The organism is Streptomyces sp. CG 926 (assembly GCF_003148825.1).
Taxonomy (GTDB): domain Bacteria; phylum Actinomycetota; class Actinomycetes; order Streptomycetales; family Streptomycetaceae; genus Streptomyces.
In genome coordinates, this window is sequence record NZ_QGGZ01000001.1 from 709574 (window position 1) to 735348 (window position 25775).

A 25775-nucleotide genomic window follows, 5' to 3' on the forward strand; every position below is an offset into this window, starting at 1 on the left:
CGACCGCGACCCGTGCTCTGCCACGCGTTGAGCGCATGGCAAAGCGACTCCGATGAGACAACAGGATCCCCCCAGGAAACCGGTACAGAAAAGGACCGGACCGACCCGATCCGGATCAACCACGCTCTATGGAACGGAAGTTGGAAGTCTAATGAGATTCTCAGAATCTCCCCATGAGCAATGTCACCCGCGGACAACATGGCGTTTCGCGACATGAACCGGACATCACATCGTCACGAGCCCCTCACACACTGTTGACAAGTTTGCAGATCGGAAGGAACTGTGCCCCTGACTTCCCTTCATTTACCGCTGACAGCGAGGACCTCCGCCTTGAGGCCTGCATTCCTTTCACGCCATTCCGACCCGGGGGTACCCGGCAGACGCCGCTCCCCCGGCATGCTCACGATCCCCTTGGCCGGCGCGGCCGTGGTCGCTCTCGGGGCCGGTCTGCTGACCGGTCCTCCCGCGTACGCCGAGGAGGCACGCGGTCACGGTCCGGCCGATGTGTCCTGGCCCGCGCCGAAGACCCCTCCGCCCTCCGCTGCGTCGTCGGTGATCGGCGCCGCGAAAGCACAGGCCAAGAGCGACGGCAAGCGGGTCGTCATCGACGCGCTGACGACGGCCAGTTCACAGACCTTCGCCACCCCTCAGGGGACGCTCACCACGGAGACCGCCCTCGCACCGGAGCGAGTGAAGAACGCCTCCGGTACATGGCAGAAAGTCGACGCAACCCTGCGGACCACCGCCGAAGGCACGGTGGCCCCGGTGGCTGTCCCCTCCCAACTCGGCTTCTCCGGCGGCGGAACGGGTCCGATGGCGACCATGACGACCGCCGACGGCAAGAAGCTGGCCCTCAAGGCACCCTTCCCGCTGCCCAAGCCCACACTCAACGGGGACAGCGCCCTCTACCCGTCCGTCCTGCCGGGCGTGGACCTCGAACTCACCGCCACCACCGCCGGCGGCTGGCGCCAGGTGCTGATCGTCCGCACCGCCGAGGCCGCCGCCAGTCCCGCCGTCGCGAAGCTACAGTTCCCCGTCGAGGCCGATGGCCTGACGGTCAGTGCCGACGCAGCCGGCAACCTGAAGGCGGTGGACGCCCAGGGCAACGCCCGCTTCACCGCCCCGACCCCGGTCATGTGGGACTCGGCCCGCTCCGGGTCGGCCGCCACGGGCGCCCGTGCCAAGTCGCCGGGCGCCTTCGCCAAGCAGTCCGCGCCGGCCGCGGAAACCACGACCCCCCTGGCCCCTTCGACCGTGTCGAGCTCCGACGGCCCCGGCGAAGGTGCCGCGGTGAAGCCGATCGTCACGACCGCCGACACCCGCGGCATCCAGCTCGTTCCCGACACCGCGCTCCTCGGTCGGGGCACGGGTCCCTGGTACATCGATCCGGGCTGGAACCCGACCCTCAACAACGCCAACCAGGCCTGGTCCCAGGTCCAGGAGGCGTACCCGGACACCAACGAGTTCAACGGCACGCAGTACGGGCAGGACAGGCCCGCCACCGGCTACTGCGGCTACTTCGAGGGCAACCCCCGATGCGAAGGCATCGGCAGGACCCGAGCCTACTTCCAGATCGGCGTGGACCCGCGGCTCCACGGCGCCGAGATCCTCAGCGCACGGTTCGAGGCGAACGTGGTCTCCTCCTCGAGCCCGAGCACGCCGACCCCGATGGGTCTGTACTCCACCAACGCCATCGGCAACCCGACCAAGTGGACCCAGCAGCCGTGCGGCACGAGCTCGCACATGGGCGGCTGCACGAAGGAAGCCGGCATCATGATGTCGGGGTCCGGTGGCATCGCCTTCGACGTCAAGAACCTCGTGAAGATGGCGGCCCTGTACCGCTGGCCCACCATCACCGTGGGCCTGGCGCCTGACAACGAGGGCGAAAAGCTCTACCGCCAGCGGTTCGACAACACTCCGCGCATCGTGGTCGAGTACGACATCCAGCCCACCGTCTGGTGGCCCCGCACCCGGCCCTCACCCGGCTTCGCGGACACCGCTTCCTCCGCCGACTGCAGCACACCCGGCACCACCAACCCCTGGGACAACCCGGGCTGGGTCGGCGCCAACAACAACATCACCCTGACCACCGCCACCTACTCGGCCACCGGCCAGCAGCTCTGGGGGGGCTTCCAGTACTGGGACGACGACGACGGGGGCAAGTCCACCTTCGCCGACACGGGCTGGAACGGCAGCTACGGTGACGCCACCGTCGACATCGGCGCCCTGACCGACGGCCATCAGTACGGCTGGGTGGCCCGCGTCACGGACGGCACGCTCACCAGCAACGCCACCGAGATGTGCTTCTTCCGCGTCGACCGCACCCCGCCGACCGCCACCGTCACCTCGACGGACTTCCCCGCCTCCGGCACCATCGGGGCACACCCGAAGCTCGCCGGCCAGGAGGGTACCTTCACCCTCAGCGGCACCGACCCCGCCCCGGCGACCGGTACCCGCACCTCCGGCCTTGCCTGCGCCCGCTGGACCACCGACCCCGTGAAGGCGGCCGCCACCGGCTGGAAGTGCACCGACCCCGGTGTGATCAAGCTGACCGGGGGCAAGGCCACCGTCAAGGTCACACCGCCGCAGTGGGGCACCAACTTCGTCTACCTGCAGACCCAGGACAACGCGGGCAACATGTCCCAGCCCTTCGTCTACAGCTACTACGCGCCGTCCGACCCCGACGCGGGCAAGCCTGTGTTCGGTGATCTCAACAACGACCGCAAGCCCGATGTCCTGCTCCCCGACACCGCCGGGAACCTTCGCACGATCGCAGGCGGCCAGGACCCGTACGGCGCTCCCAACGCGGTCGTCCAGGCGGCGCCCGGCGCCACCCCCAACTGGAACGGCGTCCAGATCAGCCACCGGGGCAGCCTGGGGCGCAAGACCGTCGACGACCTCTTCGCCCATGAGCCCGGCAAGCCCGAGCTCTACCTGTACAGCAATGACAACAGCGGCCGCCTCGACGGACAGGCCAATGCGCCGATCGTGAAGCCGGCCACCTGCGTAACCCCGGCCGGCGCTTCGATCGACTGCGCGGCCCAGGGCTACAGCGTCACCAACTGGTCCAAGGTGACCCAGATCGCGGCGTTGGGCTCCCCCACCGGTGACTCGGGGGCCACGGCGGACAAGCTGCCCACCACGTCACTACTGTTCGTCGAGAACGGACGGTTGTGGCTGGGCACCGCTGGTTCACTCAACGCGCTCGCCCCGCAGGCCGTCCTCCTCTCCGCGAACGACACCAGGTGGGCCGGCTACGACCTGCTCACCCCCGGCCGCGCCCAGGGCACCGACTTCCCGACCCTGTGGGCCCGCTCCAAGACCGACGGCAGTCTCCACGCCTTCTCGGTCAAGGGCACGGCCCAGGCCCCCGACCTCACCGGCTTCACCAACCCGGCCGCGGGCCTCATCTCCGGCAAGATCGACCCCAAGGCCTACCCCCGGGTCGGATCCGACGGTGACCTGACCGGCGACGGCATCCCCGACCTGTGGGCGGTCGACGCCAACCAGCAGCTTGTCGCCTTCAACGGCGTCGGCACCGCGACGCCCTTCCCGGCCGTCACCGGCGTCAGCACCACCCCCGTGACCCTGGGCAACCTCAACATGCCCAAGGCGCAGTGGAAGCTGACCGGGCAGACCGGCAACACCACCCCGAGCGCCGTCGGCAACTTCCCCGCCACGACGACCGACGTCACCTTCCCCGCGGCCGAGAACATCGGTGGTCGCATCTCGAGCTACGCCGCCTTCAACGAGGCGGGCACCTCCTACGCAGACACCTCCGGCCCCGTGATCGACACCCGTAAGAGCTTCACCATCAGCACGTGGGTCAAGACCTCGAAGCTCGGTGGAGTCGTCCTGAGCCAGGACCTGGCCCGCAACAGCTCGCTCCTGCTCTTCCACAACACCGAGAAGAAGACCTGGCAGTTCTCCCTCGCCAACGGCGACACGAACCCCTGGCCGTACGACGAGACCCAGCAGGTCAACAGCGCGGGCGCCATCACCCTGAACACCTGGCAGCAGCTGACCGCCGTCTACGACGAGACCACCGGCCTGATGCGCCTGTACGTCGACGGCACCCTCGCCGGCACCGGGCACCACAAGGCGTCCACCAGCCCGGCCCCCGTCGGTCCCTTCCACCTCGGCCGGTTCAAGGACTCCGGCGCCTACCTCGACGTTCCTTTCCGGGGCGGCATCAGCAACCTCGCCGTCTACCCGTACGCCGCCCCCATGACCGCTCCGCAGGCGACCGGGCCGATCCACCTGACCCAGGCCGCAGGCAACTGCGTGGACAACGACTTCAACCGCCTGGAGGACGGCAACAAGATCCAGATCGCCGCCTGCAACGGCACCGCCGCCCAGCAGTTCCAGGTCCACAACGACGGCACGATCCGCAACCAGGGCATGTGCCTCAACGCCGCGAACAGCGGTGTCGACAACGGCACCCCGATCGAGCTCCGTACCTGTACCGGTGTCGGCAGCCAGCAATTCCTGCCGCGCGCCGACGGCGGCATCTACCACCCCGCCTCCGGCCGCTGCCTGGATCTCGGTCGCTTCGACACCACCCCCGGCACCCGGCTCGGGCTCTGGGACTGCAATCCCAGCCCCGCCCAGCGCTGGACCGTGCCCGTCCTCGGTACGGCGCCGCTCCCCGTCCCCACGCCGTAGCGGCGCAGCGCACCGCGCCGCGCCGCAAGGAGGCCGCCGTCCCGTCCACGGGGTGGCGGCCTCCGCCATTTCCGGCAGGGGTGCGGCGCAATCCCTCGAACGGGGGTATCGCCACCTCCGGGTGGTTCGAACGGCGGGGCCGCGTGCTGCCCATGGGGTCCGGCGTGTGGTCGTAACTGCGTGCGGGCATTCGTTCCCCCGGCCCCGTGACGCCGCTCTGAGCAGCCACGTTCTTGCGGCGTCAGTCGCAGCCGCGGCCCCTCGGGAGGAATTTTGCGATCCGTGCACGTTCATGTGGTGTTCGACCCGACACCGGGCGGGGGTGGCCGCGCATGAGGCTCCTCAAGCGGCCCGAAGCCACCGAACCCGCCGTCTCCGAGAGCGAACGGCGGCTCTTCGGCGGTCCCCTGCGCTACGACGCCGGCTGGTCCCACCACGAGTACGCCCGCCTCGAAGGGCGGTTGCTGACCACCCTGCGCTCCATGCCCCGCATGGTCGGCGGGACCCTGCGCCTCGCCTGGGACACCGACCGACCGGCCCTGCTCACCGTCGCCGCCGCCGAGGCCGGGCAGGGGGTCACCTCCGCCGTCGGCCTGCTCGTCATCAGCGATGTGCTCCGTACGCTGCTGCGCGAAGGCAGCGCCGCCGACCGGCTGCACGCGGCCCTGCCCGCCCTGGCCGCCGGGGCGCTGGTCGCCGTGCTGGGGGCCGTATTCGCCTCCCGGTCCACGGCGGCCGCCGGACGGCTGGAGCCCAAGGTCGAGCGGGCCGCGTACGAGCAGTACCTGAGCGCCGCCGTCGAGGTGAAGCTGGAGGCCATCGAGGACGGGGAGTTCCGGCGGCTGCTGGACAGCGCCCAGTGGGGTCCGCCGTCGGCCCGCCGCACGGTCGGCGCCTGCGTGGCCACCCTCGGCGGGCTCATCTCCCTGATCGCCACCGCCGGGGTGCTGACCGTACTGCACCCGTTGCTCCTGCCCATGCTGCTGCTGATCGCCGCCCCGCGCGGCTGGGGCGCGATGCGGGTGGCCCAGCGCCGCTACCTGTCGATGATCACCTGGGTGGAGCACGTACGGGCCGCCCGGCTCATCGGCCAGCTGCTGATCTCCCGTACGTCGGCCCCCGAGGTACGGGTGCACGGCGTCGGCCGCTATCTGCTGGGCCACTACCGCAACATGGCCGAGGTCGCCGAGAGCGAGGCCACCCGCCTCGCCAAGGACAAGGCCTCCACCGAACTGCTGGCCGCCGCGCTCTCCGGCGTCGCGGCCCTGGTCACCTACGGGGCGATGGGCGCCCTCGTCGTCTCCGGCCGGATGGACCTCGCCGTCGCCGGCACCGCCGTGATCGCGGTGCGCACCGGCTCGGCGAGCCTGGGGGCGCTGGTGGCCACCACCAACACCCTGCACGAGGAGTCCCTGTACGTGAGGGACCTGGAACGGTTCGTCGCCGAGGCGGCCCACCGTGCCATTCCGTCCGGCGGGGCCGCGCTGCCGGAGCGGCTCGCCGCGGTCCGGCTGCGGGACGTGGACTTCAGCTATCCGGACCGGGACGAGCCCGCCCTCACCGGGGTGTCCCTCACCATCGAGGCCGGCCAGGTGGTCGCGCTGGTCGGCGAGAACGGCTCCGGCAAGAGCACGCTGGTCAAGCTGCTGGCCGGGCTGCACCTGCCCGACGCCGGTTCGGTCACCTGGGACGGGGTGGACGTACGGGACGCCGACCGGGAGCAGGTCTTCGACCGGGTCGCGCTCCTCACCCAGGACTTCGAGCGCTGGCCGGTGACCGCCCGTACCAACATCGCCATCGGCCGGCCCGCCACCGAGGACCGGGGCCCCGCCGTCGACGCGGACGCCCAGGTGGTGGCCGCCGCCCGGTACGCGGGGGCCGACCGGATCGTCGAGAAGCTGCCGCACGGCTACGAGACCCTGCTCGCCCGGGTGTTCAGGGGGGCCTCGGAGCTGTCCGGCGGGCAGTGGCAGAAGTTCGGTCTCGCCCGTACCCGCTTCCGCGACGCCCACGTCCTGGTCGTGGACGAGCCCACCTCGGCCCTCGACCCGGAGGCGGAGATCGCCGCCTTCGACAGCATCCGGGGCCTCGCCGGCCCCGAGCGCGCGGTCGTCCTCGTCACGCACCGGATGTCCGGGGTCCGGTTCGCCGATGTCATCTACGTACTGCACGAGGGGCGGCTCGTCGAACAGGGCGGTCATGAGGAGCTGTTGGCACTGGGCGGCCGGTACGCCTCCATGTACGCGATGCAGGCGGCGCAGTTCGGCCACGATCCGCAGCGCCGGCCGCCTTCGATCCCCCGCCAGTCTCCCGCCCCGGACCAGGACAGTCCGGTGTCCTGACCTGATCCACGGAACACTCTCTAACCGCCGGCGGGCCGCGGCACCGCGGAACGCCCCGTCCGTCACCTGAAGCAGTGAAATCACCCTTGTCCCACGGGCACCACGGGTAGGGCACTGCTGATCTCGTGCGGGGGGCCGGGCCGCAACCGGGCCCCCGTACCCATGAGCGAAAGGCCGACCCCGACGTGACGCAGCCGTTTCAACTGCCGGATTTCTATGTGCCCTATCCGGCACGACTGAACCCCCACCTGGAGGACGCGCGGACCCACACCAAGCGATGGGCGCGCGGCTTCGGGATGCTGGAGGGTTCCGGCGTCTGGGAGGAGAGCGACCTCGACTCGCACGACTACGCGCTGCTCTGCGCGTACACCCATCCCGACTGCGATCGCGACGCGCTGGCGCTCGTCACCGACTGGTACGTGTGGGTCTTCTTCTTCGACGACCACTTCCTGGAGATGTTCAAGCGCTCGCAGGACCGTGACGGCGCCAAGCGGTACCTCGACCGGCTCGCCGCCTTCATGCCCATGGACCTGTCCGACGGGTTCCCCGAGCCCACCAACCCGGTGGAGGCCGGGCTCGCGGACCTCTGGGCCCGGACGGTCCCGGCGATGTCCGCCGACTGGCGGGAACGGTTCTCCTTGTCCACCAAGAACCTCCTCGACGAGTCCATGTGGGAGCTCGCCAACATCGACATCGGGCGCGTGGCGAACCCGCTCGAATACATCGAGATGCGCCGCAAGGTGGGCGGCGCGCCCTGGTCGGCCGGCCTGATCGAGTACGTCGGCGCCGAGGTGCCCGCACGCGTCGCGCACTCGCGCCCGCTCGCCGTGCTGCGCGACGCCTTCGCCGACGCCGTGCACATCAGGAACGACATCTTCTCCTACCAGCGCGAGGTCGCCGACGAAGGCGAACTCTCCAACGCGATCCTGGTGTTGGAGACCTTCCTGGGCTGCACCACCCAGGAGGCCGCCGAGGCCTCCAACGACCTGCTCACCTCCCGCCTCCAGCAGTTCGAGCAGACCGCGATCGGCGAGCTCCCGCAGCTCTTCGCCGATCACGCACTGGACCCGACGGAGATCGCGGCCGTCCTCGCCTACACCAAGGGCCTGCAGGACTGGCAGTCCGGAGGCCACGAGTGGCACATGGTCTCCAGCCGCTACATGAACAAGGAGGCCAGGCCCACCGCCCCGGCGGCCCTGCCCTTCCAGCCGTCCGGGCTCGGCGCCACCGCGCTCGACCTGCGCTCCGTGTTCACACGGCGCTCGATGGAGCTGCGCCACCGCTCCTTCACGCACGTCCCCTTCGAGCGCACCGGCCCCTCCGTCATCCCCGACATCTACATGCCGCACCGGCTCACCGTCAGCCCGCACCTGGCGCACGCGCGCGAGGAGTCCGTCGCCTGGTCCCGGCGGATCGGCCTGTTGGACCCGCAGCCCGGAGACCCCGGTTCGGCGATCTGGACCGAGGAGCGGCTGCGGGGCTTCGACTTCGCGCTCTGCTCGGCCGGTATCGACCCCGACGCGACGCCTGAGGAGCTGGCCCTCAACGCCTGCTGGCTGACCTGGGGTACGTACGGGGACGACTACTACCCGGTGGTCTTCGGCCAGGGCAGGAACCTTCCGGCGGCCAAGGCGACCACCGCCCGCCTGATCGCCATGATCCCGGTCGACCACGCCGAACAGCCGGAGCCGGTGACCGCGATGGAGCGCGCGCTCGGCGACCTGTGGGTGCGCACCAGCGCCGCCATGGCCACCGAGCACCGCACGGAGTTCCGGGCGACCCTGGTCAGGATGCTGGAGAGCTGGCTGTGGGAGGTGGACAACCAGATCCGCAACCGCATCCCGGACCCGGTGGACTACGCGGAGATGCGCCGCCACACCTTCGGCAGCCACCTGACGATGTACCTGTGCCGGCTCGGACACCGGGGCCGGGGCATCCCCGAGGAGATCTACGCCTCCGGGACCATCCGCTCCCTGGAGAACGCGGTCGCGGACGCCGCCTGCATGATCAACGACATCTACTCCTACCAGAAGGAGGTGGAGGTCGAGGGGGAGGTCCACAACTACATCCTGGTCACCCGGAACTTCTTCGACATCGACTACCCGCAGGCCCTGCACATCTGCCATGAGCTGATGACCCGGCGGACCGAGGAGTTCGAGCACATCGTGGCGAACCAGCTGCCGTTGCTCTACGACGACTGGAAGCTCGACCGGCAGGCGCGGCAGGCCTTGGACGCGTACGTGGGCGAGCTGCAGGACTGGCACGCCGGCATTCTCAACTGGCACCAGAAGATCAGCCGTTACCGGCCGCAGGACCTGCGCGCGCGGCCCGACCGGCTCGCCACCGCCGTCCTGGGCGCCGGCTTCGGCATGGCCGCCGCCCGAATCTCGCTGCCCTCCTGATCCGGGCGGCCGGGTCGGGGGCGGACGGCCCGCCCGCCCCCGACGTGGCCGACCGTCAGAACTCGTCCCCCGTGTGCGGCAGTACGGCCGTACGCAGGGCCGCGTCCAGCGCCGCCGCCGCGCCCGGCGTGTGCTCCCGTACCAACCCGGCGGCCACGAGTTCCTCGACGCGGGTCCCACCGAGGTAGCAGGCGGCCAGTTCCCGTACGTTCAGAGCCAGGTCGGGGGCGGAGTCCGCGGGCTCGTACGTGGCCCCGGCCGGCCCGGCCGTCAGCCGGAACCGCCCGGCGTTGGCGGGCATCCGTACGTCGTGCACCTCCAGCACCACGTCCACCGGCGCCGCCCAGGACCGCTCCGTCAGCGCGGCGCCCACGTCGACCAGGCGCAGCCAGAGCGCGGGGAACTGGGCGGTGACCCGCACCTGGTCCCGGTCCGCGGCGAAGTGCAGCAGCGGGTCGTCGACCGGACGACCCCACGCGCGGACCGTCCCGGTGAGGTCGAGGGAGGCCACGCACTCCCAGAGCGCGGCGGCGACCGCCGGGGTGTCGGCCTCCAACTCGTCGACCCGGACCAGGCCGGGCACCCGGGCGGATCCGGCGCCGTCCTCCGGCTTGGTGCGGTAGAGCACGTATCCGGCGACGGGTTGGTCCGCTTCGCCCAGGACGATGATTCGCGGCGGGCTCAGTTCCTCGTCCTCCTCGTCCTGTTCGGCCAGCCACTCCTGGGACCAGCGCTCCGCGCTGCGGGTGGGACGGCCGGCCCGGCGGGCGCGGGCGGCCTCGTGGAAGGGCCCGACCACGGCGACGGCCTCCTCCGGGTCGACCAGGCGCAGCGGGCGCCGGTCCGGGTCGATGCGCAGGGCCAGCGGACGGGTGGAGTCGATCTCGATGGTGACGCCGGTGGTGGCGCTGCCGTAACCGAAGCGCCCGTAGATCGCGGCCTCGGAGGCCCAGAGGGCGGCGAGCGGGCTGCCCGCGGCGGCGGTCCGCCGCAGCATCTCGTTCATCAGCGCGGTGAGCACGCCGCGCCTGCGGTGGGTGGGGGCGACGCCGACGAAGGTGAGCCCGGGGCAGGGCAGATCCGCCCCGGGCACCGAGAGCCGGAAGTCGTGCGCGGCCATGAAGCCGGCCAAGGCCGTGCCGTCGTAGGCGCCGATCCGGTCGCAACTCGCGAGCAGCGCGTGGTGTTTCTCCCGGACCTCCTTCTCGGGTCGGTCGTGGAAGACCAGGTAGGCGAGCTCCAGAGCACGGTCGATGTCGGACTCGGGTACCTCGCGGATATCCACCATGATCGCGAGACTAATCGGTCATCGTGGGACCGGTCATCCGATAAGGGCCGGAGGTGATGGGTTTTCAGTCGCTCCGGCGGTCGGCCGCCCGGTACCCGTGCATCGAGCCGGTCACACGGGCGTGCTGGACACCTGGACCGGGCACGAGCGGGCCGACGCGGCCGTGGCGTGGCCGTACGATCCAGGTCGACGCCCGTCGCGGTCCGACCACGCCGGCTCCGCGCCCCGGGCGTCCACCCCGCCCCGTGCAGAGAGAAGGGAGCAGCCGCCATGGCCCGACTGCACTCCTACACCACCCGCGTGACCTGGACCGGAAACCTCGGCACCGGAACCAGTCATTACCGCGCCTACTCGCGGGCCCACGAGGTGGCCGCCGGAGAGCTGCCGGCGATCCTCGGCAGCTCCGACCCGACCTTCCGCGGCGACGCCTCCCGCTGGAACCCCGAGCAACTGCTGCTCGCCGCCCTGTCCCAGTGCCACATGCTCTCCTACCTGCACTTCTGTACGGTCAACGGCGTGGTGGTGACCTCGTACGTCGACGAGGCGACCGGGACGATGGCCACGGCCGGGGACAGCGGGCAGTTCACCGAGGCCGTGGTCCACCCCCGGATCACCGTCAGCGACGAGTCGATGGTGGACGCGGCGATCGCACTGCACGAGGAGGCCAACCGGGCCTGCTTCATCGCCAATTCGGTGAACTTCCCCGTCCGGCACGAGCCGACCGTGACGGTGGGCTGAGCATCCGGGCCGGCCCGGTCACACCGCTCCCTGACCCGGCCCGCCGGGCAGGGCAGGGCAGGGCACCCGGTACTAGCGGCCGGCGGGCCCGGTCCAGCCGGTCGGGACGTGGCCGAGCCGGACGCGCTGCGGGTGGTCCCCGACGGGTACGGAGACCCGCTTGGCTCCGGTGGCGAAGTCGATGGCCGTGACCCGGTCGGCGCCGCTCTCGGAGATCACGCAGGCGCTGCCGTCGCCGGAGACCGTGGCCCAGTACGGCTTGGCGGCGGGCACGAGCGGTCCCTCGGCGAGGGTGGCGCGGTCCACGACGGTCGCGTAGTCGTCCATGGTGCCCGCGATGCAGAGCTTCGCCCCGTCGGGGCTCATGGACATGCCGTGGTGGCGGGAGTCGTTGACCCAGGTGGTGCGGTCGGTGCTGGTGGCGGGGTTCATCGGGAGGGTCTTGAGGCGGGTGATCCGGTCGGAGGGGACGTCGTACTCCAGGAAGCCGTTGAAGAAGGACACCTGGAAGTAGAGCTTCGACTCGTCGGGGCTGAAGGACACCGGGCGGACGGCGTCGGACAGGTCGCGGCGGCCGAAGGCGTCCAGCCGCTCCCGCATGTCGATCACCCGGACGGTGCGGAAGGTCTGCGCGTCGACCACGGTGATCTTGCGGTCGCCCTTCGTCCAGTCCAACCAGGGCGCGTCGAGGGCGGTGTTCACCTCGCCGATGGAGCTGTTCCACAGGAACCGGCCGTCGCGGGTGAAGGTGTTCTCGTGCGGCTTGTCCCCGGTACCGAAGGAGCCGACCTGCCGCCCGGTGGTGATGTCCAGGACGTGCACGGTGTTGGAGGTGGAGGCCGAGACGGCGACGCGGGTCCCGTCCGGCGAGACCGCCATGTGGTCGGAGCGGTACCCGGACACGGGGAAGCGCCAGTTGACGCGTCCGGTGGTCACGTCGATGGACACGACGTCGGCGAAGCTGGGGCGGGAGACGACGACGGCGGAGCCGTCCGGGGTGGTGAACATGTCGTCGACGAACTGGTCGTGCCCCTCGCCCGCGCTCTCCCGGATGCCGAGGAAGAAGGCGAGCTTCACGGGGTTGAGGTAGATCTCGCGCAACCGCTCCGCCTTGTCGGGGACCACGTCGATCCGACCGACCTTGGCGAGATCGCCGGTGGAGGCGAGGACGTCGGCGGTCCCCTCCCAGTTGTTCCCGACGAAGAGCACCTCGCGCAGGCCGTCGCCCGGGGCGGTCGCCGCCGGAGCGGTCGCCGCCGGGGCCGGCGTGAAGGCGGTGAGCAGGGTGGCCGCGGCCAGCAGGCCCAGGTTTCGCACGGTACGCAACATCCGCTCAACTCCGGTACGGGGAAGGGATGGAGAGGGTGCCTCCTATTACCGGCGGGTAAGATAGGGGGAACGTCGAAAGGGCGCAACCCCCACGGGGTGCGCCCTTTTCTCACGTTCGGTTGCTCAGGTTCGGATTCTCACGTTCGGCCGTCATGCCTTCAAGCGACGGAACCGATCCGGTCGAGCATCGCGTGCGAGACGTCCGGGTGGATCGGGATGTGCGCGCCGGTCAGGGCCGCGCCGGTGCCGCCGCGGCGGTTCGCGACGATCTCGGCGGCGATGGACAGCGCGGTCTCCTCCGGCGAGCGGGCGCCGAGGTCCAGGCCGATCGGGGAGCGCAGCCGGGCCAGTTCCAGCTCGGTCACCCCGACCTGACGCAGCCGCTCGTTGCGGTCCTCGTGGGTACGGCGGGATCCCATGGCGCCCACATAGGCGACGGGCAGCTTGAGGGCCAGTTCGAGGAGCGGGACGTCGAACTTGGCGTCGTGGGTGAGCACGCACAGGACGGTCCGGCCGTCCACGGCGGTGCTCTGCAGGTAGCGGTGGGGCCAGTCGACCACGATCTCGTCCGCGTCGGGGAAGCGGGTCTTCGTCGCGAAGACGGGCCGCGCGTCGCACACGGTCACCCGGTAGCCGAGGAACTTGCCGATCCGTACGAGGGCGGAGGCGAAGTCGATGGCACCGAAGACGATCATCCGCGGGGGCGGGACGCTGGATTCGACGAGGACCTTCAGCGGCTCGCCGCAGAGCCTGCCGTCGGCGCCGATCTCCAGCACGCCGGTGCGCCCGGCGTCGAGCATGGCGCGGGCCTCCTCGGCGACGGTGCGGTCCAGCTCGGGGTGTCCGCCGAGGCCGCCCTGGTGGCCGCCTTCGCTGCGGACGAACACGGCGCGGCCCATGAGCTCGGCCGGCCCCTGCGCGATCCGGGCCACCGCCGCGGCCTCACCGCGGGCGGCGGCGGCCAGCCCGGCCGCGAAGACCTCCCGTGCGGGAGAGCCCACGCGGACCGGGGTGACCAGGATGTCGATGATTCCGCCGCAGGTCAGGCCCACGGCGAAGGCATCGTCGTCGCTGTACCCGAAGCGCTCGTGGACGGTCTCGCCGTCCTCCAGCGCCTGGCGACACAGCTCGTACACCGCACCTTCCACGCAGCCACCGGAGACCGAGCCGATGGCCGTGCCCTCGCTGTCGACGGCGAGCGCGGCCCCGGGCTGCCGGGGTGCGCTTCCGCCGACCGCCACCACGGTGGCGACCGCGAAGTCACGCCCCTGCTCGACCCACCGGTTCAGCTCTTCGGCGATGTCCAGCATGGGGGCCTCCTCGGAGGTTCGGTTCCAGTATCGGATACGCGCGTCGGTTGCGCGGATCGGCTACGTGGAGGTGCGGGTACGTGATGATCGGATGGTTCCGGGTCAGCCGACCCCGAGCCAGTGCTCGATCGGGTTCAGGGCGAAGAACACCAGGAAGATCGCGGTCAGCGCCCACATGAAGCCGCCGATCTCCCGGGCCTTGCCCTGAGCGATCTTGATGGCGACGTAGGAGATCACACCGGCGGCGACGCCGGCCGTGATCGAGTACGTGAACGGCATGATCACGACGGTCAGGAAGACCGGGATCGCGGTCGCGCTGTCGGCCCAGTCCACGTGGCGGGCGTTCTGCATCATCATGGCGCCGATGACGACCAGGGCCGCGGAGGCGACCTCACCCGGGACGATCTGCGTGAGCGGGGTGAAGAAGAGGCAGGCGGCGAAGAACAGGCCGGTGACGACGGAGGCGAGGCCCGTACGGGCACCCTCGCCGACGCCGGTCGCGGACTCGACGAAGACGGTCTGGCCGGAGCCGCCCGCGACGCCACCGATGGCGCCACCGGCGCCGTCGATGAAGAGCGCCTTGGACAGGCCCGGCATGCGGCCCTTGTCGTCGGCCAGCTTGGCCTCGGTACCGACACCGATGATGGTGGCCATGGCGTCGAAGAAGCCGGCGAGCACCAGCGTGAAGACGATCATGCCGACCGTCATGTAGCCGACGTCGCCCCAGCCGCCGAAGGAGACGTCACCGAAGAGCGAGAAGTTCGGCATCGAGACCGCGGAGCCGTCCAGCTCCGGCGGGCCGTTCTTCCAGGCCTTCGGGTCGATGTCCACGATGGCGTTGAGGATCGCGGCCAGCACGGTACCGCCGACGATGCCGATCAGGATCGCGCCGGGCACCTTGCGGGCCTGGAGCATGAAGATGGCGACCAGGGTGATGCAGAAGAGCAGCACGGGCCAGCCGGACAGCTCACCGACCGCACCGAGCTGGACGGGGGGACCGAACTCCGGACCCTTGCCGACGAAACCGGCCTTGACGAAGCCGATCAGGGCGACGAAGAGGCCGATGCCCATGGTGATGGCGTGCTTGAGCGCGAGCGGGATCGCGTTCATGATCATCTCTCGGAGGCCGGTGACGACCAGGAGACAGATCACGACACCGTAGATCACACACATGCCCATGGCCTGGGGCCAGGTCATCTGGGGGGCGACCTGCGAGGCCAGCACGCCGGAGACGGAGAGACCGGCGGCGAGGGCGAGCGGCACCTTGCCGACGAAGCCCATGAGGAGCGTCGTGACGGCGGCGGCGAACGCGGTGGCGGTGATGATCGCCGATCCGTCCATCACCGTGCCGGCGACGTCCTTGCCCGACAGGAGCAGGGGGTTGAGCAGGAGGATGTACGCCATCGCCATGAAGGTCGTGATACCGCCACGGACCTCGTTGCCGACGTTCGAGCCTCTGTGCGTTATATGGAAATAGCGGTCGAGCCAGGACCGTCCGGCGGGCGGCTGAGAGCCGTCGCCGGCCTCCTCCGCGGTGGTCTTGGGCTCTACTGACGATTGGGTCATGGTGCCTAACTCCCAAGGTTCAAAGGGGCACCCGCTTGGAGATTGGAGACGCGGGATTTGGGATGCTGCGTTTGGCTGCACGACCCGGGGTGACGGCCCGAGGCGACGCGAATGTTCACTGCGTGTACTGCGGGTAGTGCGGGGGTGACCGCTGGTACTACGGGGGTTCTTGCAGGGGTACTGCCAGGTGAAGGGACCGCGAGCGGTGCGGTACTTCGTACATCCTCCGGGCGGTATGCGGTGAAGTGTGACGTTCCCATGCACACCGCCCGGAGAGTCTGAGGGGTCCGGGGGCCTCGCGGCCCCCGGACCACGCCGTCCTAGAGGGTCCCGGTAAGGGCTTCCGGACGGATCGGCGTCTTGTTGATCTCCAGACCCGTCGCCTGCCGGATCGCCGCGATGACGGCCGGTGTGGACGAGAGGGTCGGGGCCTCGCCCATACCGCGCAGGCCGTAGGGGGCCTTCGGGTCGGCGAGCTCCAGGACGTCGACCGGAATGGTCGGGGTGTCGAGGATGGTCGGGATCAGGTAGTCCGTGAAGGAGGGGTTGCGCACCTTCGCGGTCTTCGGGTCCACGATGATCTCTTCCATGATCGCGACGCCGAGCCCCTGGGTGGTACCACCCTGGATCTGGCCGACCACGGAAAGCATGTTGAGCGCCTTGCCGACGTCCTGCGCGGTCGCCAGCTCGACGACCTTGACCAGGCCGAGCTCGGTGTCCACCTCGACGACCGCGCGGTGCGCGGCGAAGGTGTACTGGACGTGGCCGTTGCCTTGGCCGGTGACCAGGTCGAAGGGCTCGGTCGGCGCGTGGCGGAACTCGAGTTCGAGGTCGATGGCCTCGCCCTCCAGGATGTCGGCGATGTCCGCGAGGACCTCGCCGCCGTCGGTGACGACCTTGCCGCCTTCGAGGAGCAGCTCGGCCGTGGCCCACGCCGGGTGGTACGAGCCGTTCTTGCGGCGGCCGATCTCCAGGAGGGCCTCGCGGACGGCCTCACAGGTGTTCTTCACCGCGCCACCGGTCATGTACGTCTGCCGGGAGGCGGAAGTGGAACCGGCGGAGCCGACCTGCGTGTCGGCCGGGTGGATGGTCACCTGCGTGACACCCAGCTCGGTACGGGCGATCTGCGTGTGGACGGTGATACCGCCCTGGCCGACCTCCGCCATGGCCGTGTGGACCATCGCGACGGGCTCGCCGTTGATGACCTCGAGGCGCACGCGGGCGGTCGAGTAGTCGTCGAAGCCCTCGGAGAAGCCGACGTTCTTGATGCCGACCGCGTAGCCGACGCCGCGGACGACGCCCTCACCGTGGGTGGTGTTCGAGAGGCCACCGGGCAGCGCGCGGACGTCCGCGCTCTCGCCGGCGGACTCCCACTGGCGCTCCGGCGGCAGCGGGCGGGCCTTGACCCGGCGCAGCAGCTCGGCGACCGGCGCCGGGGCGTCCACGACCTGGCCGGTGGGCATGATCGTGCCCTGCTCCATGGCGTTCAGCTGACGGAACTCGACCGGGTCCATACCCAGCTTCGCCGCGAGCTTGTCCATCTGGGCCTCGTAGGCGAAGCAGGCCTGGACGGCGCCGAAGCCGCGCATCGCGCCACAGGGCGGGTTGTTCGTGTAGAGCGCGATCGCCTCGATGTCCACGTCCTCCAGGACGTAGGGACCCACCGAGAGGGAGGAGGCGTTGCCCACGACCGCCGGGGAGGCGGACGCGTACGCCCCGCCGTCCAGGACGATCTTGCACTTCATGTGCGTGAGCTTGCCGTCCTTGGTGGCGCCGTGCTCGTAGTAGAGCTTCGCCGGGTGGCGGTGGACGTGGCCGAAGAAGGACTCGAAGCGGTTGTAGACGATCTTGACCGGCTTGTTCGTGGCGAGGGCCAGCAGGCAGGCGTGGATCTGCATCGAGATGTCCTCGCGGCCACCGAAGGCCCCGCCGACGCCCGAGAGCGTCATACGGACCTTCTCCGGCGGCAGGCCCAGGACCGGGGCGATCTGCTGGAGGTCCGAGTGCAGCCACTGGGTGGCGACGTAGAGCTCGACACCGCCGTCCTCGGACGGCACGGCCAGACCGGACTCCGGACCGAGGAAGGCCTGGTCCTGCATGCCGAAGGTGTACTCGCCCTCGACGATCACGTCGGCGCGCTTGCGGGCCTCTTCCACGTTGCCGCGGATGATCGGCTGGCGGTGCACGATGTTCGGGTGCGGGACGTGACCGATGTGGTGGTCGTCGCGGCCCTCGTGGATGAGCGGCGCGTCGGCGGCGAGGGCGGAGGCCTCGTCCGTGACGAGCGGCAGCTCGCGGTAGTCGATCTTGATCTTGGCGGCCGCGCGGCGGGCGGTCTCCGGGTGGTCGGCGGCCACGAGGGCGACCGGCTCACCGTGGTGACGCACCCGGCCGTTGGCGAGCACCGGGGTGTCCTGGATCTCCAGGCCGTAGTTCTTCATCTCGGCCGGCAGGTCGTCGTACGTCAGCACCGAGTACACGCCGGGCATGGCGAGCGCCTCGGAGACGTCGATGGAGACGATCTCGGCGTGGGCGACGGTGCTGCGCAGCGTCTGGCCCCAGAGCATGTCCTCGTGCCACATGTCCGAGGAGTACGCGAACTCGCCGGTGACCTTGAGGGTGCCGTCCGGGCGGAGAATCGATTCGCCGATGCCGCCCTTGTTGTGCTTCTGGGTGACGTTCGTCGGCGTACCGGCGGGCACGGTGCGGGTGTTCTGCGCCATGGTCAGACCGCCTCTCCCTGACGGGCGGCCGCGAGGCGGACCGCGTCGAGGATCTTCTCGTAACCCGTGCAGCGGCAGAGGTTGCCGGACAGGGCCTCACGGATGTCCTGGTCGGACGGGGAGGAGTTCTCCTCCAGGAGCGCGTCCGCCTGGATCAGCAGACCCGGGGTGCAGAAGCCGCACTGGACGGCGCCGGCGTCGATGAACGCCTGCTGGATGGTGGAGAGCTCCACGCCCTCGCCGGTCTGCGAGTCGGCGGGCCGGGCCTGCCACTGCTTGGCCGCGTCCAGGGACACGCCCTTGCCGCCGCAGCCGCCGCCGGTGCCGCAGGCACCGCCGTGGCCGTGCTCGTCACGCTGCTTGGAGAACTCCGCCAGGCCCTCGACGGTCACGACGTCGCGACCCTCGACCTGACCGGCGGCCACCAGACACGAACAGACCGGCACGCCGTCGAGACGGACGGTGCAGGAACCGCACTCGCCCTGCTCACAGGCGTTCTTGGAGCCCGGCAGACCCAGGCGCTCACGCAGGACGTAGAGAAGGGACTCGCCCTCCCACACATCGTCGGCTTCCTGCTGACGGCCGTTGACCGTGAAATTGACGCGCATGATTACGCAGCCCCTTCAAGCGAGCGGCCGTTGCCGGTACCGCGGTACTGCTCCCAGGTCCAGACGAGCTGGCGGCGAGCCATGATGCCGACCGCGTGACGGCGGTACTTCGCCGTGCCACGGACGTCGTCGATCGGGTTGGCCGCGCCGGAGGCGAGGTCACCGAACTGCTTGGCGATCGACGGGGTGATGACCTTGCCGGACTCCCAGAAGCCACCCTCTTCGAGCGCGGCGTTCAGGAACTCCTCGGCGACCTTCGCCCGGATCGGGGTCGGCGCGGCCGAACCGATTCCGGTGCGGACCGTGCGGGTCTGCGGGTGCAGCGCCAGGCCGAACGCGCAGACCGCGATGACCATCGCGTTGCGGGAGCCGACCTTGGAGTACTGCTGGGGGCCGTCCGCCTTCTTGACGTGAACGGTCTTGATGAGCTCGTCGGCGGCGAGCGCGTTGCGCTTCACACCTGTGTAGAACTCGTCGATCGGGATGAGGCGGGAGCCGCGTACGGATTCCACCTCGACCTCGGCACCCGCCGCGAGCAGCGCGGGGTGGGAGTCGCCGGCCGGAGAGGCGCAACCGAGGTTGCCGCCGACACCGCCGCGGTTGCGGATCTGCGGGGACGCGACCGTGTGCGAGGCGAGCGCGAGTCCCGGAAGTTCCGTGCGGAGGTTCTCCATGATCTGCGTGTACGGGACGGAGGCGCCCAGGCGAACCACATCCTCGCCGACCTCCCATTCCCGCAGCAGACCGATGCGGTTCAGGTCCAGGAGGTACTCCGGCCGGCGGTGGTCGAAGTTGATCTCGACCATCACGTCGGTGCCACCCGCAATCGGCACAGCTGAGGGGAACTCGGCCTTGGCGGCGAGCGCCTCCTCCCAGCTGGCGGGGCGAAGGAAGTCCATGAGCGGCTCTCTTCTTCTTCATCGTGTCGTTTACTTCAAGCCAGGAGGCCTGAGAGTCCTCGACTGGTCGTTCATGTGCTGTTAACGCGGTGTGGACCCAGTACACAAGCCACTCGCCCCGGGGTGCAGTCACTGAAACCATGAAGGAGTTGGCTGACGACCTCCCTCGTCTTGTAGATTCGTATGAAAGGCAGGATGCGACGACCTGCCCGATTTCCAACGGCAACATTCGAGACAGATCGGCGGCGACATCATGCGGCTGCGCGCACTGCTGGAAACCGAGGCGCTGGGGCTGCGGCTGCTCGGCGGCGAGGGTGAACTCGACCGGACGGTCCGTGGGGTCATGACGACCGACCTACGCGATCCCAGCCGATATCTGTCGGGGGGCGAACTCGTCCTGACCGGCCTGGCCTGGAGACGAAATTCAGCCGACTCCGAGCCATTCGTACGAATCCTGGCGGGCGCGGGCGTCGCCGGGCTCGCCGCGGGCGAGGCGGAGCTCCAGGCCATTCCCGATGATCTTGTTTCGGCCTGTGTGCGCAATCGGCTGCCGCTGTTCGCCGTGAACGAGGACGTTGCATTCGCCACGATCACGGAATACGTCGTCCGACAGGTCTCGGGCGAGCGCGCCGGGGACCTCGCGGCCGTCGTGGACCGACACCGCCGACTGATGACCTCGGGTCCGGCCGGCGGCGGCCCCGACGTGGTGCTCGATCTGCTCACCACCGACCTCGATCTCCGGGCCTGGGTGCTGTCCCCCACCGGCCGACAGATCGCCGGGGCCGGTGAGCCGCTGGCGCCGGGCGTCTGCGCAGCACTGGCGGGCGAGCACCTTGCGGCGGTCCGGACGGGCCGTAGGGGGCCGCATCGGATCTCCATCCAGGGTATTACCTACTCGCTCTTCCCGATCAGGGGACACGGGCGCGGAGCCGCCGGTCCGGGGGCCCGGGACGTGCGCGAGACCGTGCTCTCGGACTGGCTGCTGGCGGTCGAGGCGGACGCCGGCGACTGGCCCGCGGAGCGCCTGGACCTGCTGCAGGGCGTCACCCAACTGATCGCCGTGGAGCGGGACCGGCGCGACGCGGCCCGCACCGTGCGCCGCCGCCTCGCACAAGAGGTGCTCGAACTGGTCCAGACGGGTGCCCCGCCCGCCGAGATCGCCGCCCGACTGCGCGTGGCGGCCCCGGTGCTGCTGCCCGGACTGGGCGCCGCCCCGCACTGGCAGGTCGTCGTGGCCCGGGTGGACTGGGAGAACGGGGACATCCCCGGCGGCCCGGTGGCCCAGTCGCTGCTGGAGGAGATCCTCGTCGACCCGTCCCTCTCGGGGCCCGAGCCCTCGGACCGGATCGCGGTCGCCCATGCGGGTGACGAGGCCATCGCCCTGGTGCCGCTGCCCTCGCTCTCCGGGGACGCCGGGGAGGACAAGGGCCCGGACTCCGCCCTGCACGCCGACGAGCTGCTCGCGGTCGTACGGGACCCGCTCGCCGCCGGTCTCGCCGACGACGGCCGGCTCACGCTGGGCGTCAGCGCGGCCGTGCACTCCGCGGAGGGGCTGCGCGGGGCACTGGAGGAGGCCCGGCACGCCCGCCGGGTGGCCGCGGCGCGCCCCGGCCGGGTCTGCGCGGCGGGCCACCACGAGCTGGCCTCGCACGTGCTGCTGCTGCCCTTCGTCCCGGACGACGTCCGGCGCGCCTTCACGGCGCGACTGCTGGACCCGCTGCGGGACTACGACCGGCGCCACCGCGCGGAGCTGATCCCGACGCTGGAGGCGTTCCTCGACTGCGACGGTTCCTGGACCCGCTGTGCGACGCGGTTGCACCTGCACGTCAACACGCTGCGCTACCGCGTCGGGCGAATCGAGCAGTTGACGGCGCGGGACCTGTCCCGGCTGGAGGACAAGCTCGACTTCTTCCTGGCACTGCGGATGAGCTGAGGAGATCCGCCCCGGGGCCGCCGGGTTCGGCCGCGGGGCGGCTGATGATCCGTCCGGACTTTGTGAAAGAGTTCACCCAACCCCTTGGCCGATGCCGTGAATCCGTGCTCTCATTTCGCCCCAGGGCTCAACGATGTGCTGCTTGCTTGCTTTGGGGAGGGCAATGTGGCGGACACCGCCATGTCGGGTGCCGGAACAACCGGAGGGGACGACCCCCTCCAGCGGGCGATATGGCGGCTGCGCTCGCGCGGCTGTTGGACCGATGCGGCGGCGCTGCTGACGCCGCACATCGGCAAGGCCGGCGGAGCCGGGGCGGCCGTGCAGCGGACCGCGCTGCTGGTGGAGCGCTGCCTGTTCACCGGGCAGGGCTGGGCGGAGGCCGAGGACGCGCTGCGCGTCGCCGAGGCGGTCTCCCAGGACGACGACGACCGGGGCGCGGCCGCCTGCGAACGGGGCCAGCTGGCGTACGCCGCCACCGTGCTCGGTGTACGCGACCGGGCCGACGAGGCCCGCTCCGCACTGGGCCGGGCCGCGGCCCTGCTGTCCCCGGACTCCCGGACCCGCCCGCTGCTGGACTTCCGGCGGGGGCTCGTCGCCGAGCACCTGGCGGACGCCCCGCAGTCGGCCCGGCCGGCCTACCACCGGGCCCACGCGGGGGCGGAGGCGCACGGAGACACCCTGCTGCAGTCCTTCACCTTGCGGCACCTGGCCGCGCTGGCCCTGCGGGACGGGGAGGTTGCCGAGGCCCGCAAGGGCTTCGCGGAGTCCCTGCGCATCCGGGAGGACCTGGGCTTCCTCATCGGCACGGCGCCCGCGCTGGCGGCGCTGGCCGAGGCCGAACCGGAGCCGGAGGCCTCTCGACTGCGCGCGGAGGCCCGCCGGCTGTTCCATCTGCTGGGCGGCATCCCCACCTGGCTGGCGGACCAGCTCCACCACCCGGACCCGGCCCCGTCGCCCGCGGCGTAGCCTCCGGCCGTTCCAGCCTCGCCGGCGTTTGAGGCGCGGGGTCCGGGGCGGAGCCCCGGTGGTGGGTCAGGCCGGGGAGCCCGCGAAGTGTTCGCGGACCAGGGACTCCACCACCGGGAGGTCCCGTGCGATCAGCGCCTCCAGCAGCGCCGAGTGCTCCGCCGCGTCCGCGACGAGATCGGCCCGCCGGACCCGCGGAGCGCCCGGCAGGGGCCACTGGGCCCGGCGGTGGAGCTCCTCCGCCACCTGCACCAGCTGGTCGTTGCCGGCCAGCCGCAGCACCGCCCGGTGGAAGTCCCGGTCCGCCTCCGCGTACCCGGGCAGGTCACCGGCCGCCGCCGCCTCGGCCGTGGCCGCGGCGGCCGGACGCAGGGCCTCCCAGTCGGCCGCGGGCACCGTGCGGGCCAGCCGGAGCATGACGGGGACTTCGAGCAGCGCCCGCACCTCGGCCAGCTCTGCGAGTTCCCTCGGGGTACGGGAGAGCACGCGGAAGCCCCGGTTCGGGAGGCATTCCACCGCCCCCTCCACGGCCAGCTGCTGCATCGCCTCGCGCACCGGGGTCGCCGAGACCCCGAACCGCTCCCCCAGGGCCGGACCCGAGTAGATCTCCCCGGGCACCAGCTCTCCGTCGATCAGCGCCGCGCGCAGCGCGTCCAGCACCTGACCGCGCACCGAATGGCGCAACACCTTCTGCCTTTGTGCCGGTACCCGGGCGTGGGCCGTTTCGTGCACTCGGTCCTCCTCCGGGTCTCGACCTGTCCTGAGAATAAGTGACGGCCCGCGCGGGGAGGGGTGCGGATCGATCCGAATCAGGTAAGGTAAGGCTTACCTGTTAACGATCGTGTGATTCTGTGATTCGGTGGCCCGTCATGACCGTCACGACCTTTCCGGCTGTCACATCCGCCCCGCCCGGCTCTGCGGTGACGGATGCGTTCGCCAGGCTGGCCGAGGCGTACAGCGGGCTGCGGGTGATCGAGCGAACCGCCGACGAACCCGTCCCTCGCGGTGTGGGATGGGTCGGCGCGGACGAGCTCGCCGCCGGCGGACCGGCCCTGGACGCCTTCCTCGCCTGGGACGACGCCCAGGTCCTGAGGGACTACGGGACCCAGGCCCGGCCCGATGTGATCGCGGGCTTCGGGCTGCACCGGTACGCGTGGCCGGCCTGCCTGTTGATCACCCTCCCGTGGTTCCTGCACCGGCGGGTCCCGCGGTTCCCGGTCACCGAGGTGGCCTTCCACCGGACCCTCGGGCGCCTCAGCGTGCGCGTCGGGGAATTCGCCTGCCTGCCGGACGATCCGGCGGCCGCACTCCCGGGGGCCCGTGTCGTGCCCGACGAGGAGGCGCTGCGCGAGGAGGTGCGGGCTGCGGTGGCCCAGCACCTCGGACCGCTGTTGGAGGGCTTCGGCCCGCGCATGCGGCGCGGTCGCCGCGCCCTGTGGGGCATGGTGACCGACGAGGTCGTCGAGAGCCTCTGGTACCTCGGCAACCTGCTCGGCGAGGAACAGCGCGCCATGGCCGAGCTGGAGGCGCTGCTGCCCGGCTCGACGGCCCCCTACACCGGGGGCGCGGGCTTCCGTACGCTCACCGGACCCGCCGGCGAGGAGCTGCCCACCCGGGACCGGGCCGGTTGCTGCTTCTTCTACACCATCCGCCCCGAGGACACCTGTGTCACCTGTCCCCGGACCTGCGACGCCGACCGCGTCGCCCGCCTCGCGGCGACCGCCGCCTGAACCCACCCCGTACGACTGACCGCAATCGAACACAACTGGGCCCATGCGGGCTCCAGTTCGAGTCACAACACCCTATCCGGCGGGCCCCGCCCCCCGATGGCGTCCACTTGCCCCGAAACCCGCGTGCGCGGCTCACCGGCTACGCCACTATGGCGCCCGAAAGCCGCACGGCCGCACAGCCGCATACGCGAGGCAAGGGACATCCGCATGAGACTGACCGACATATCGCTGGACTGGCTGCTGCCCGGCAGCCTGCTGATCCTGGGCGTACTTGCGGCAGTTGCGGTACTGGCCCGTGGCAAGCGCGAGAGCGAGAAGGCTGCGGCCGACGACAGCTGGGAGCGCAGCGAGGAACGGCGGCGACGCAAGGAGGCCGTCTACGGCACCGCTTCGTACGTCCTGCTGTTCTGCTGCGCGGCGGTCGCCGCCGCACTCTCCTTCCACGGACTCGTCGGCTTCGGTCGGCAGAACCTCAACCTCTCCGGAGGTTGGGAGTACCTGGTCCCCTTCGGCCTCGACGGCGCCGCGATGTTCTGCTCGGTGCTGGCCGTGCGCGAGGCCAGCCACGGCGACGCGGCCCTCGGCTCGCGCATGCTCGTCTGGCTGTTCGCGGGGGCGGCCGCCTGGTTCAACTGGGTGCACGCCCCACGGGGCATGGGCCACGACGGTGCTCCGCAGTTCTTCGCGGGGATGTCGCTCTCGGCGGCCGTCCTGTTCGACCGTGCCCTCAAGCAGACCCGCCGGGCGGCGCTGCGCGAACAGGGCCTGATCCCGAGGCCGTTGCCCCAGATCCGGATGGTCCGCTGGCTGCGGGCCCCCCGGGAGACCTTCGGCGCCTGGTCGCTCATGCTGCTGGAAGGGGTGCGCACCCTCGACGAGGCCGTGGACGAGGTGCGCGAGGACAAGAAGGAGCGGGAGCAGGACCGGCACCGCAGGCGCGATCAGAACCGGCTGGACCGGGCGCGCATCAAGGCGCTGGGCCGGCAGAACCGGGCGTTCGGGCGGTCGCGCGGCCGCCAGGTCGAGCTCCCGGAACTGACGCAGGGAGCGGGCTCCGCGCCGGTCGGCGCGGAGCCGGCCATACCGGAATCAGGACAACTGCCCCTACGACGCCGGCCCTCCCTGCAAGCCGTCAACCGAACCGAATCCACTGATGTGACCGGCCCCCGGACGGTGGACCTCACCGCCGAGGACGACACCCAGACCATTCCCCGACTGGACTCGCTGGAGCGCAAACTGAAGGACCTGGAGCAGCAGTTCGGCTGACCCGGTCCGT

General features: G+C 70.8%; 16 protein-coding genes. 8 read left to right on the forward strand and 8 right to left on the reverse strand.

What is annotated here, in order from left to right; all coding sequences use genetic code 11:
* Positions 1 to 396 precede the first annotated feature (396 nt).
* The 3 genes from BCL76_RS02950 (at position 397) to BCL76_RS02960 (ending at position 9409) form a co-directional block, all read left to right on the forward strand.
* Positions 397 to 4665, forward strand: coding sequence for a ricin-type beta-trefoil lectin domain protein (locus tag BCL76_RS02950; RefSeq protein WP_109777823.1), 4269 nt, complete (start codon positions 397 to 399; stop codon positions 4663 to 4665).
* A 332-nt stretch (positions 4666 to 4997) separates the two neighbouring features.
* Positions 4998 to 7007, forward strand: coding sequence for an ABC transporter ATP-binding protein (locus tag BCL76_RS02955; RefSeq protein WP_109777825.1), 2010 nt, complete (start codon positions 4998 to 5000; stop codon positions 7005 to 7007).
* A 185-nt stretch (positions 7008 to 7192) separates the two neighbouring features.
* Positions 7193 to 9409, forward strand: coding sequence for a terpene synthase family protein (locus BCL76_RS02960; protein ID WP_109777827.1), 2217 nt, complete (start codon positions 7193 to 7195; stop codon positions 9407 to 9409).
* Positions 9410 to 9464: 55 nt separating this feature from the next.
* On the opposite strand, the gene BCL76_RS02965 is transcribed toward BCL76_RS02960, so the two are convergent.
* The gene (locus BCL76_RS02965) at positions 9465 to 10697 is read right to left on the reverse strand and encodes a GNAT family N-acetyltransferase (RefSeq protein ID WP_109777829.1); all 1233 of its coding nucleotides are present in this window, start codon (positions 10695 to 10697) and stop codon (positions 9465 to 9467) included.
* Between the two features lie 270 nt (positions 10698 to 10967).
* Between BCL76_RS02965 and BCL76_RS02970 the strand changes: the two genes are divergently transcribed.
* A complete protein-coding gene (locus tag BCL76_RS02970) occupies positions 10968 to 11435 on the forward strand; it encodes an OsmC family protein (RefSeq protein WP_109777831.1) in 468 nt (155 codons plus the stop codon).
* A 72-nt stretch (positions 11436 to 11507) separates the two neighbouring features.
* On the opposite strand, the gene BCL76_RS02975 is transcribed toward BCL76_RS02970, so the two are convergent.
* From BCL76_RS02975 to BCL76_RS03000, 6 genes are all read right to left on the reverse strand, one after another.
* Positions 11508 to 12764 (reverse strand): YncE family protein, encoded by a 1257-nt coding sequence (locus BCL76_RS02975; RefSeq protein WP_109777833.1) that lies wholly within the window; start codon positions 12762 to 12764, stop codon positions 11508 to 11510.
* Positions 12765 to 12922: 158 nt separating this feature from the next.
* Positions 12923 to 14074: an XdhC family protein gene (locus tag BCL76_RS02980; RefSeq protein ID WP_109777835.1), complete on the reverse strand. Its 1152-nt coding sequence runs from the start codon at positions 14072 to 14074 to the stop codon at positions 12923 to 12925.
* Positions 14075 to 14176: 102 nt separating this feature from the next.
* A complete protein-coding gene (locus BCL76_RS02985; protein ID WP_109777837.1) occupies positions 14177 to 15640 on the reverse strand; it encodes an NCS2 family permease in 1464 nt (487 codons plus the stop codon).
* Between the two features lie 320 nt (positions 15641 to 15960).
* Positions 15961 to 18363 (reverse strand): xanthine dehydrogenase subunit D, encoded by a 2403-nt coding sequence (gene pucD / locus BCL76_RS02990; protein WP_109777839.1) that lies wholly within the window; start codon positions 18361 to 18363, stop codon positions 15961 to 15963.
* Positions 18364 to 18365: 2 nt separating this feature from the next.
* The gene (locus tag BCL76_RS02995; RefSeq protein WP_109777842.1) at positions 18366 to 18971 is read right to left on the reverse strand and encodes a (2Fe-2S)-binding protein; all 606 of its coding nucleotides are present in this window, start codon (positions 18969 to 18971) and stop codon (positions 18366 to 18368) included.
* 2 nt (positions 18972 to 18973) lie between these two features.
* Positions 18974 to 19870, reverse strand: coding sequence for an FAD binding domain-containing protein (locus tag BCL76_RS03000; protein ID WP_109777844.1), 897 nt, complete (start codon positions 19868 to 19870; stop codon positions 18974 to 18976).
* 253 nt (positions 19871 to 20123) lie between these two features.
* On the opposite strand from BCL76_RS03000, the gene BCL76_RS03005 reads away from it, so the two are divergent.
* Together BCL76_RS03005 and BCL76_RS03010 are read left to right on the forward strand one after the other, a co-directional pair.
* Positions 20124 to 21803: a helix-turn-helix domain-containing protein gene (locus BCL76_RS03005; RefSeq protein WP_109777846.1), complete on the forward strand. Its 1680-nt coding sequence runs from the start codon at positions 20124 to 20126 to the stop codon at positions 21801 to 21803.
* A 180-nt stretch (positions 21804 to 21983) separates the two neighbouring features.
* Complete coding sequence (locus BCL76_RS03010) at positions 21984 to 22769, forward strand: hypothetical protein (protein WP_181382436.1); 786 nt, start codon at positions 21984 to 21986, stop codon at positions 22767 to 22769.
* Positions 22770 to 22835: 66 nt separating this feature from the next.
* On the opposite strand, the gene BCL76_RS03015 is transcribed toward BCL76_RS03010, so the two are convergent.
* Positions 22836 to 23501: a GntR family transcriptional regulator gene (locus tag BCL76_RS03015; protein ID WP_258309255.1), complete on the reverse strand. Its 666-nt coding sequence runs from the start codon at positions 23499 to 23501 to the stop codon at positions 22836 to 22838.
* A gap of 137 nt (positions 23502 to 23638) precedes the next feature.
* On the opposite strand from BCL76_RS03015, the gene BCL76_RS03020 reads away from it, so the two are divergent.
* Both BCL76_RS03020 and BCL76_RS03025 read left to right on the forward strand, forming a co-directional pair.
* Positions 23639 to 24499 (forward strand): (2Fe-2S)-binding protein, encoded by an 861-nt coding sequence (locus BCL76_RS03020; RefSeq protein WP_109777855.1) that lies wholly within the window; start codon positions 23639 to 23641, stop codon positions 24497 to 24499.
* Positions 24500 to 24706: 207 nt separating this feature from the next.
* Positions 24707 to 25765 (forward strand): DUF2637 domain-containing protein, encoded by a 1059-nt coding sequence (locus BCL76_RS03025; protein ID WP_030766569.1) that lies wholly within the window; start codon positions 24707 to 24709, stop codon positions 25763 to 25765.
* Positions 25766 to 25775 lie beyond the last annotated feature (10 nt).

Bases quoted from the DNA above. Each gene is read 5' to 3' on its own strand.
- pucD (WP_109777839.1), bottom strand. From the start codon at position 18,363: ATGGCGCAGAACACCCGCACCGTGCCCGCCGGTACGCCGACGAACGTC.
- BCL76_RS03020 (WP_109777855.1), top strand. From the start codon at position 23,639: ATGACCGTCACGACCTTTCCGGCTGTCACATCCGCCCCGCCCGGCTCT.
- BCL76_RS03025 (WP_030766569.1), top strand. From the start codon at position 24,707: ATGAGACTGACCGACATATCGCTGGACTGGCTGCTGCCCGGCAGCCTG.
- BCL76_RS03000 (WP_109777844.1), bottom strand. From the start codon at position 19,870: ATGGACTTCCTTCGCCCCGCCAGCTGGGAGGAGGCGCTCGCCGCCAAG.
- BCL76_RS02980 (WP_109777835.1), bottom strand. From the start codon at position 14,074: ATGCTGGACATCGCCGAAGAGCTGAACCGGTGGGTCGAGCAGGGGCGT.
- BCL76_RS02965 (WP_109777829.1), bottom strand. From the start codon at position 10,697: ATGGTGGATATCCGCGAGGTACCCGAGTCCGACATCGACCGTGCTCTG.
- BCL76_RS03005 (WP_109777846.1), top strand. From the start codon at position 20,124: ATGCGGCTGCGCGCACTGCTGGAAACCGAGGCGCTGGGGCTGCGGCTG.
- BCL76_RS02995 (WP_109777842.1), bottom strand. From the start codon at position 18,971: ATGCGCGTCAATTTCACGGTCAACGGCCGTCAGCAGGAAGCCGACGAT.
- BCL76_RS02975 (WP_109777833.1), bottom strand. From the start codon at position 12,764: ATGTTGCGTACCGTGCGAAACCTGGGCCTGCTGGCCGCGGCCACCCTG.
- BCL76_RS02950 (WP_109777823.1), top strand. From the start codon at position 397: ATGCTCACGATCCCCTTGGCCGGCGCGGCCGTGGTCGCTCTCGGGGCC.
- BCL76_RS02955 (WP_109777825.1), top strand. From the start codon at position 4,998: ATGAGGCTCCTCAAGCGGCCCGAAGCCACCGAACCCGCCGTCTCCGAG.
- BCL76_RS02985 (WP_109777837.1), bottom strand. From the start codon at position 15,640: ATGACCCAATCGTCAGTAGAGCCCAAGACCACCGCGGAGGAGGCCGGC.
- BCL76_RS02970 (WP_109777831.1), top strand. From the start codon at position 10,968: ATGGCCCGACTGCACTCCTACACCACCCGCGTGACCTGGACCGGAAAC.
- BCL76_RS03010 (WP_181382436.1), top strand. From the start codon at position 21,984: ATGTCGGGTGCCGGAACAACCGGAGGGGACGACCCCCTCCAGCGGGCG.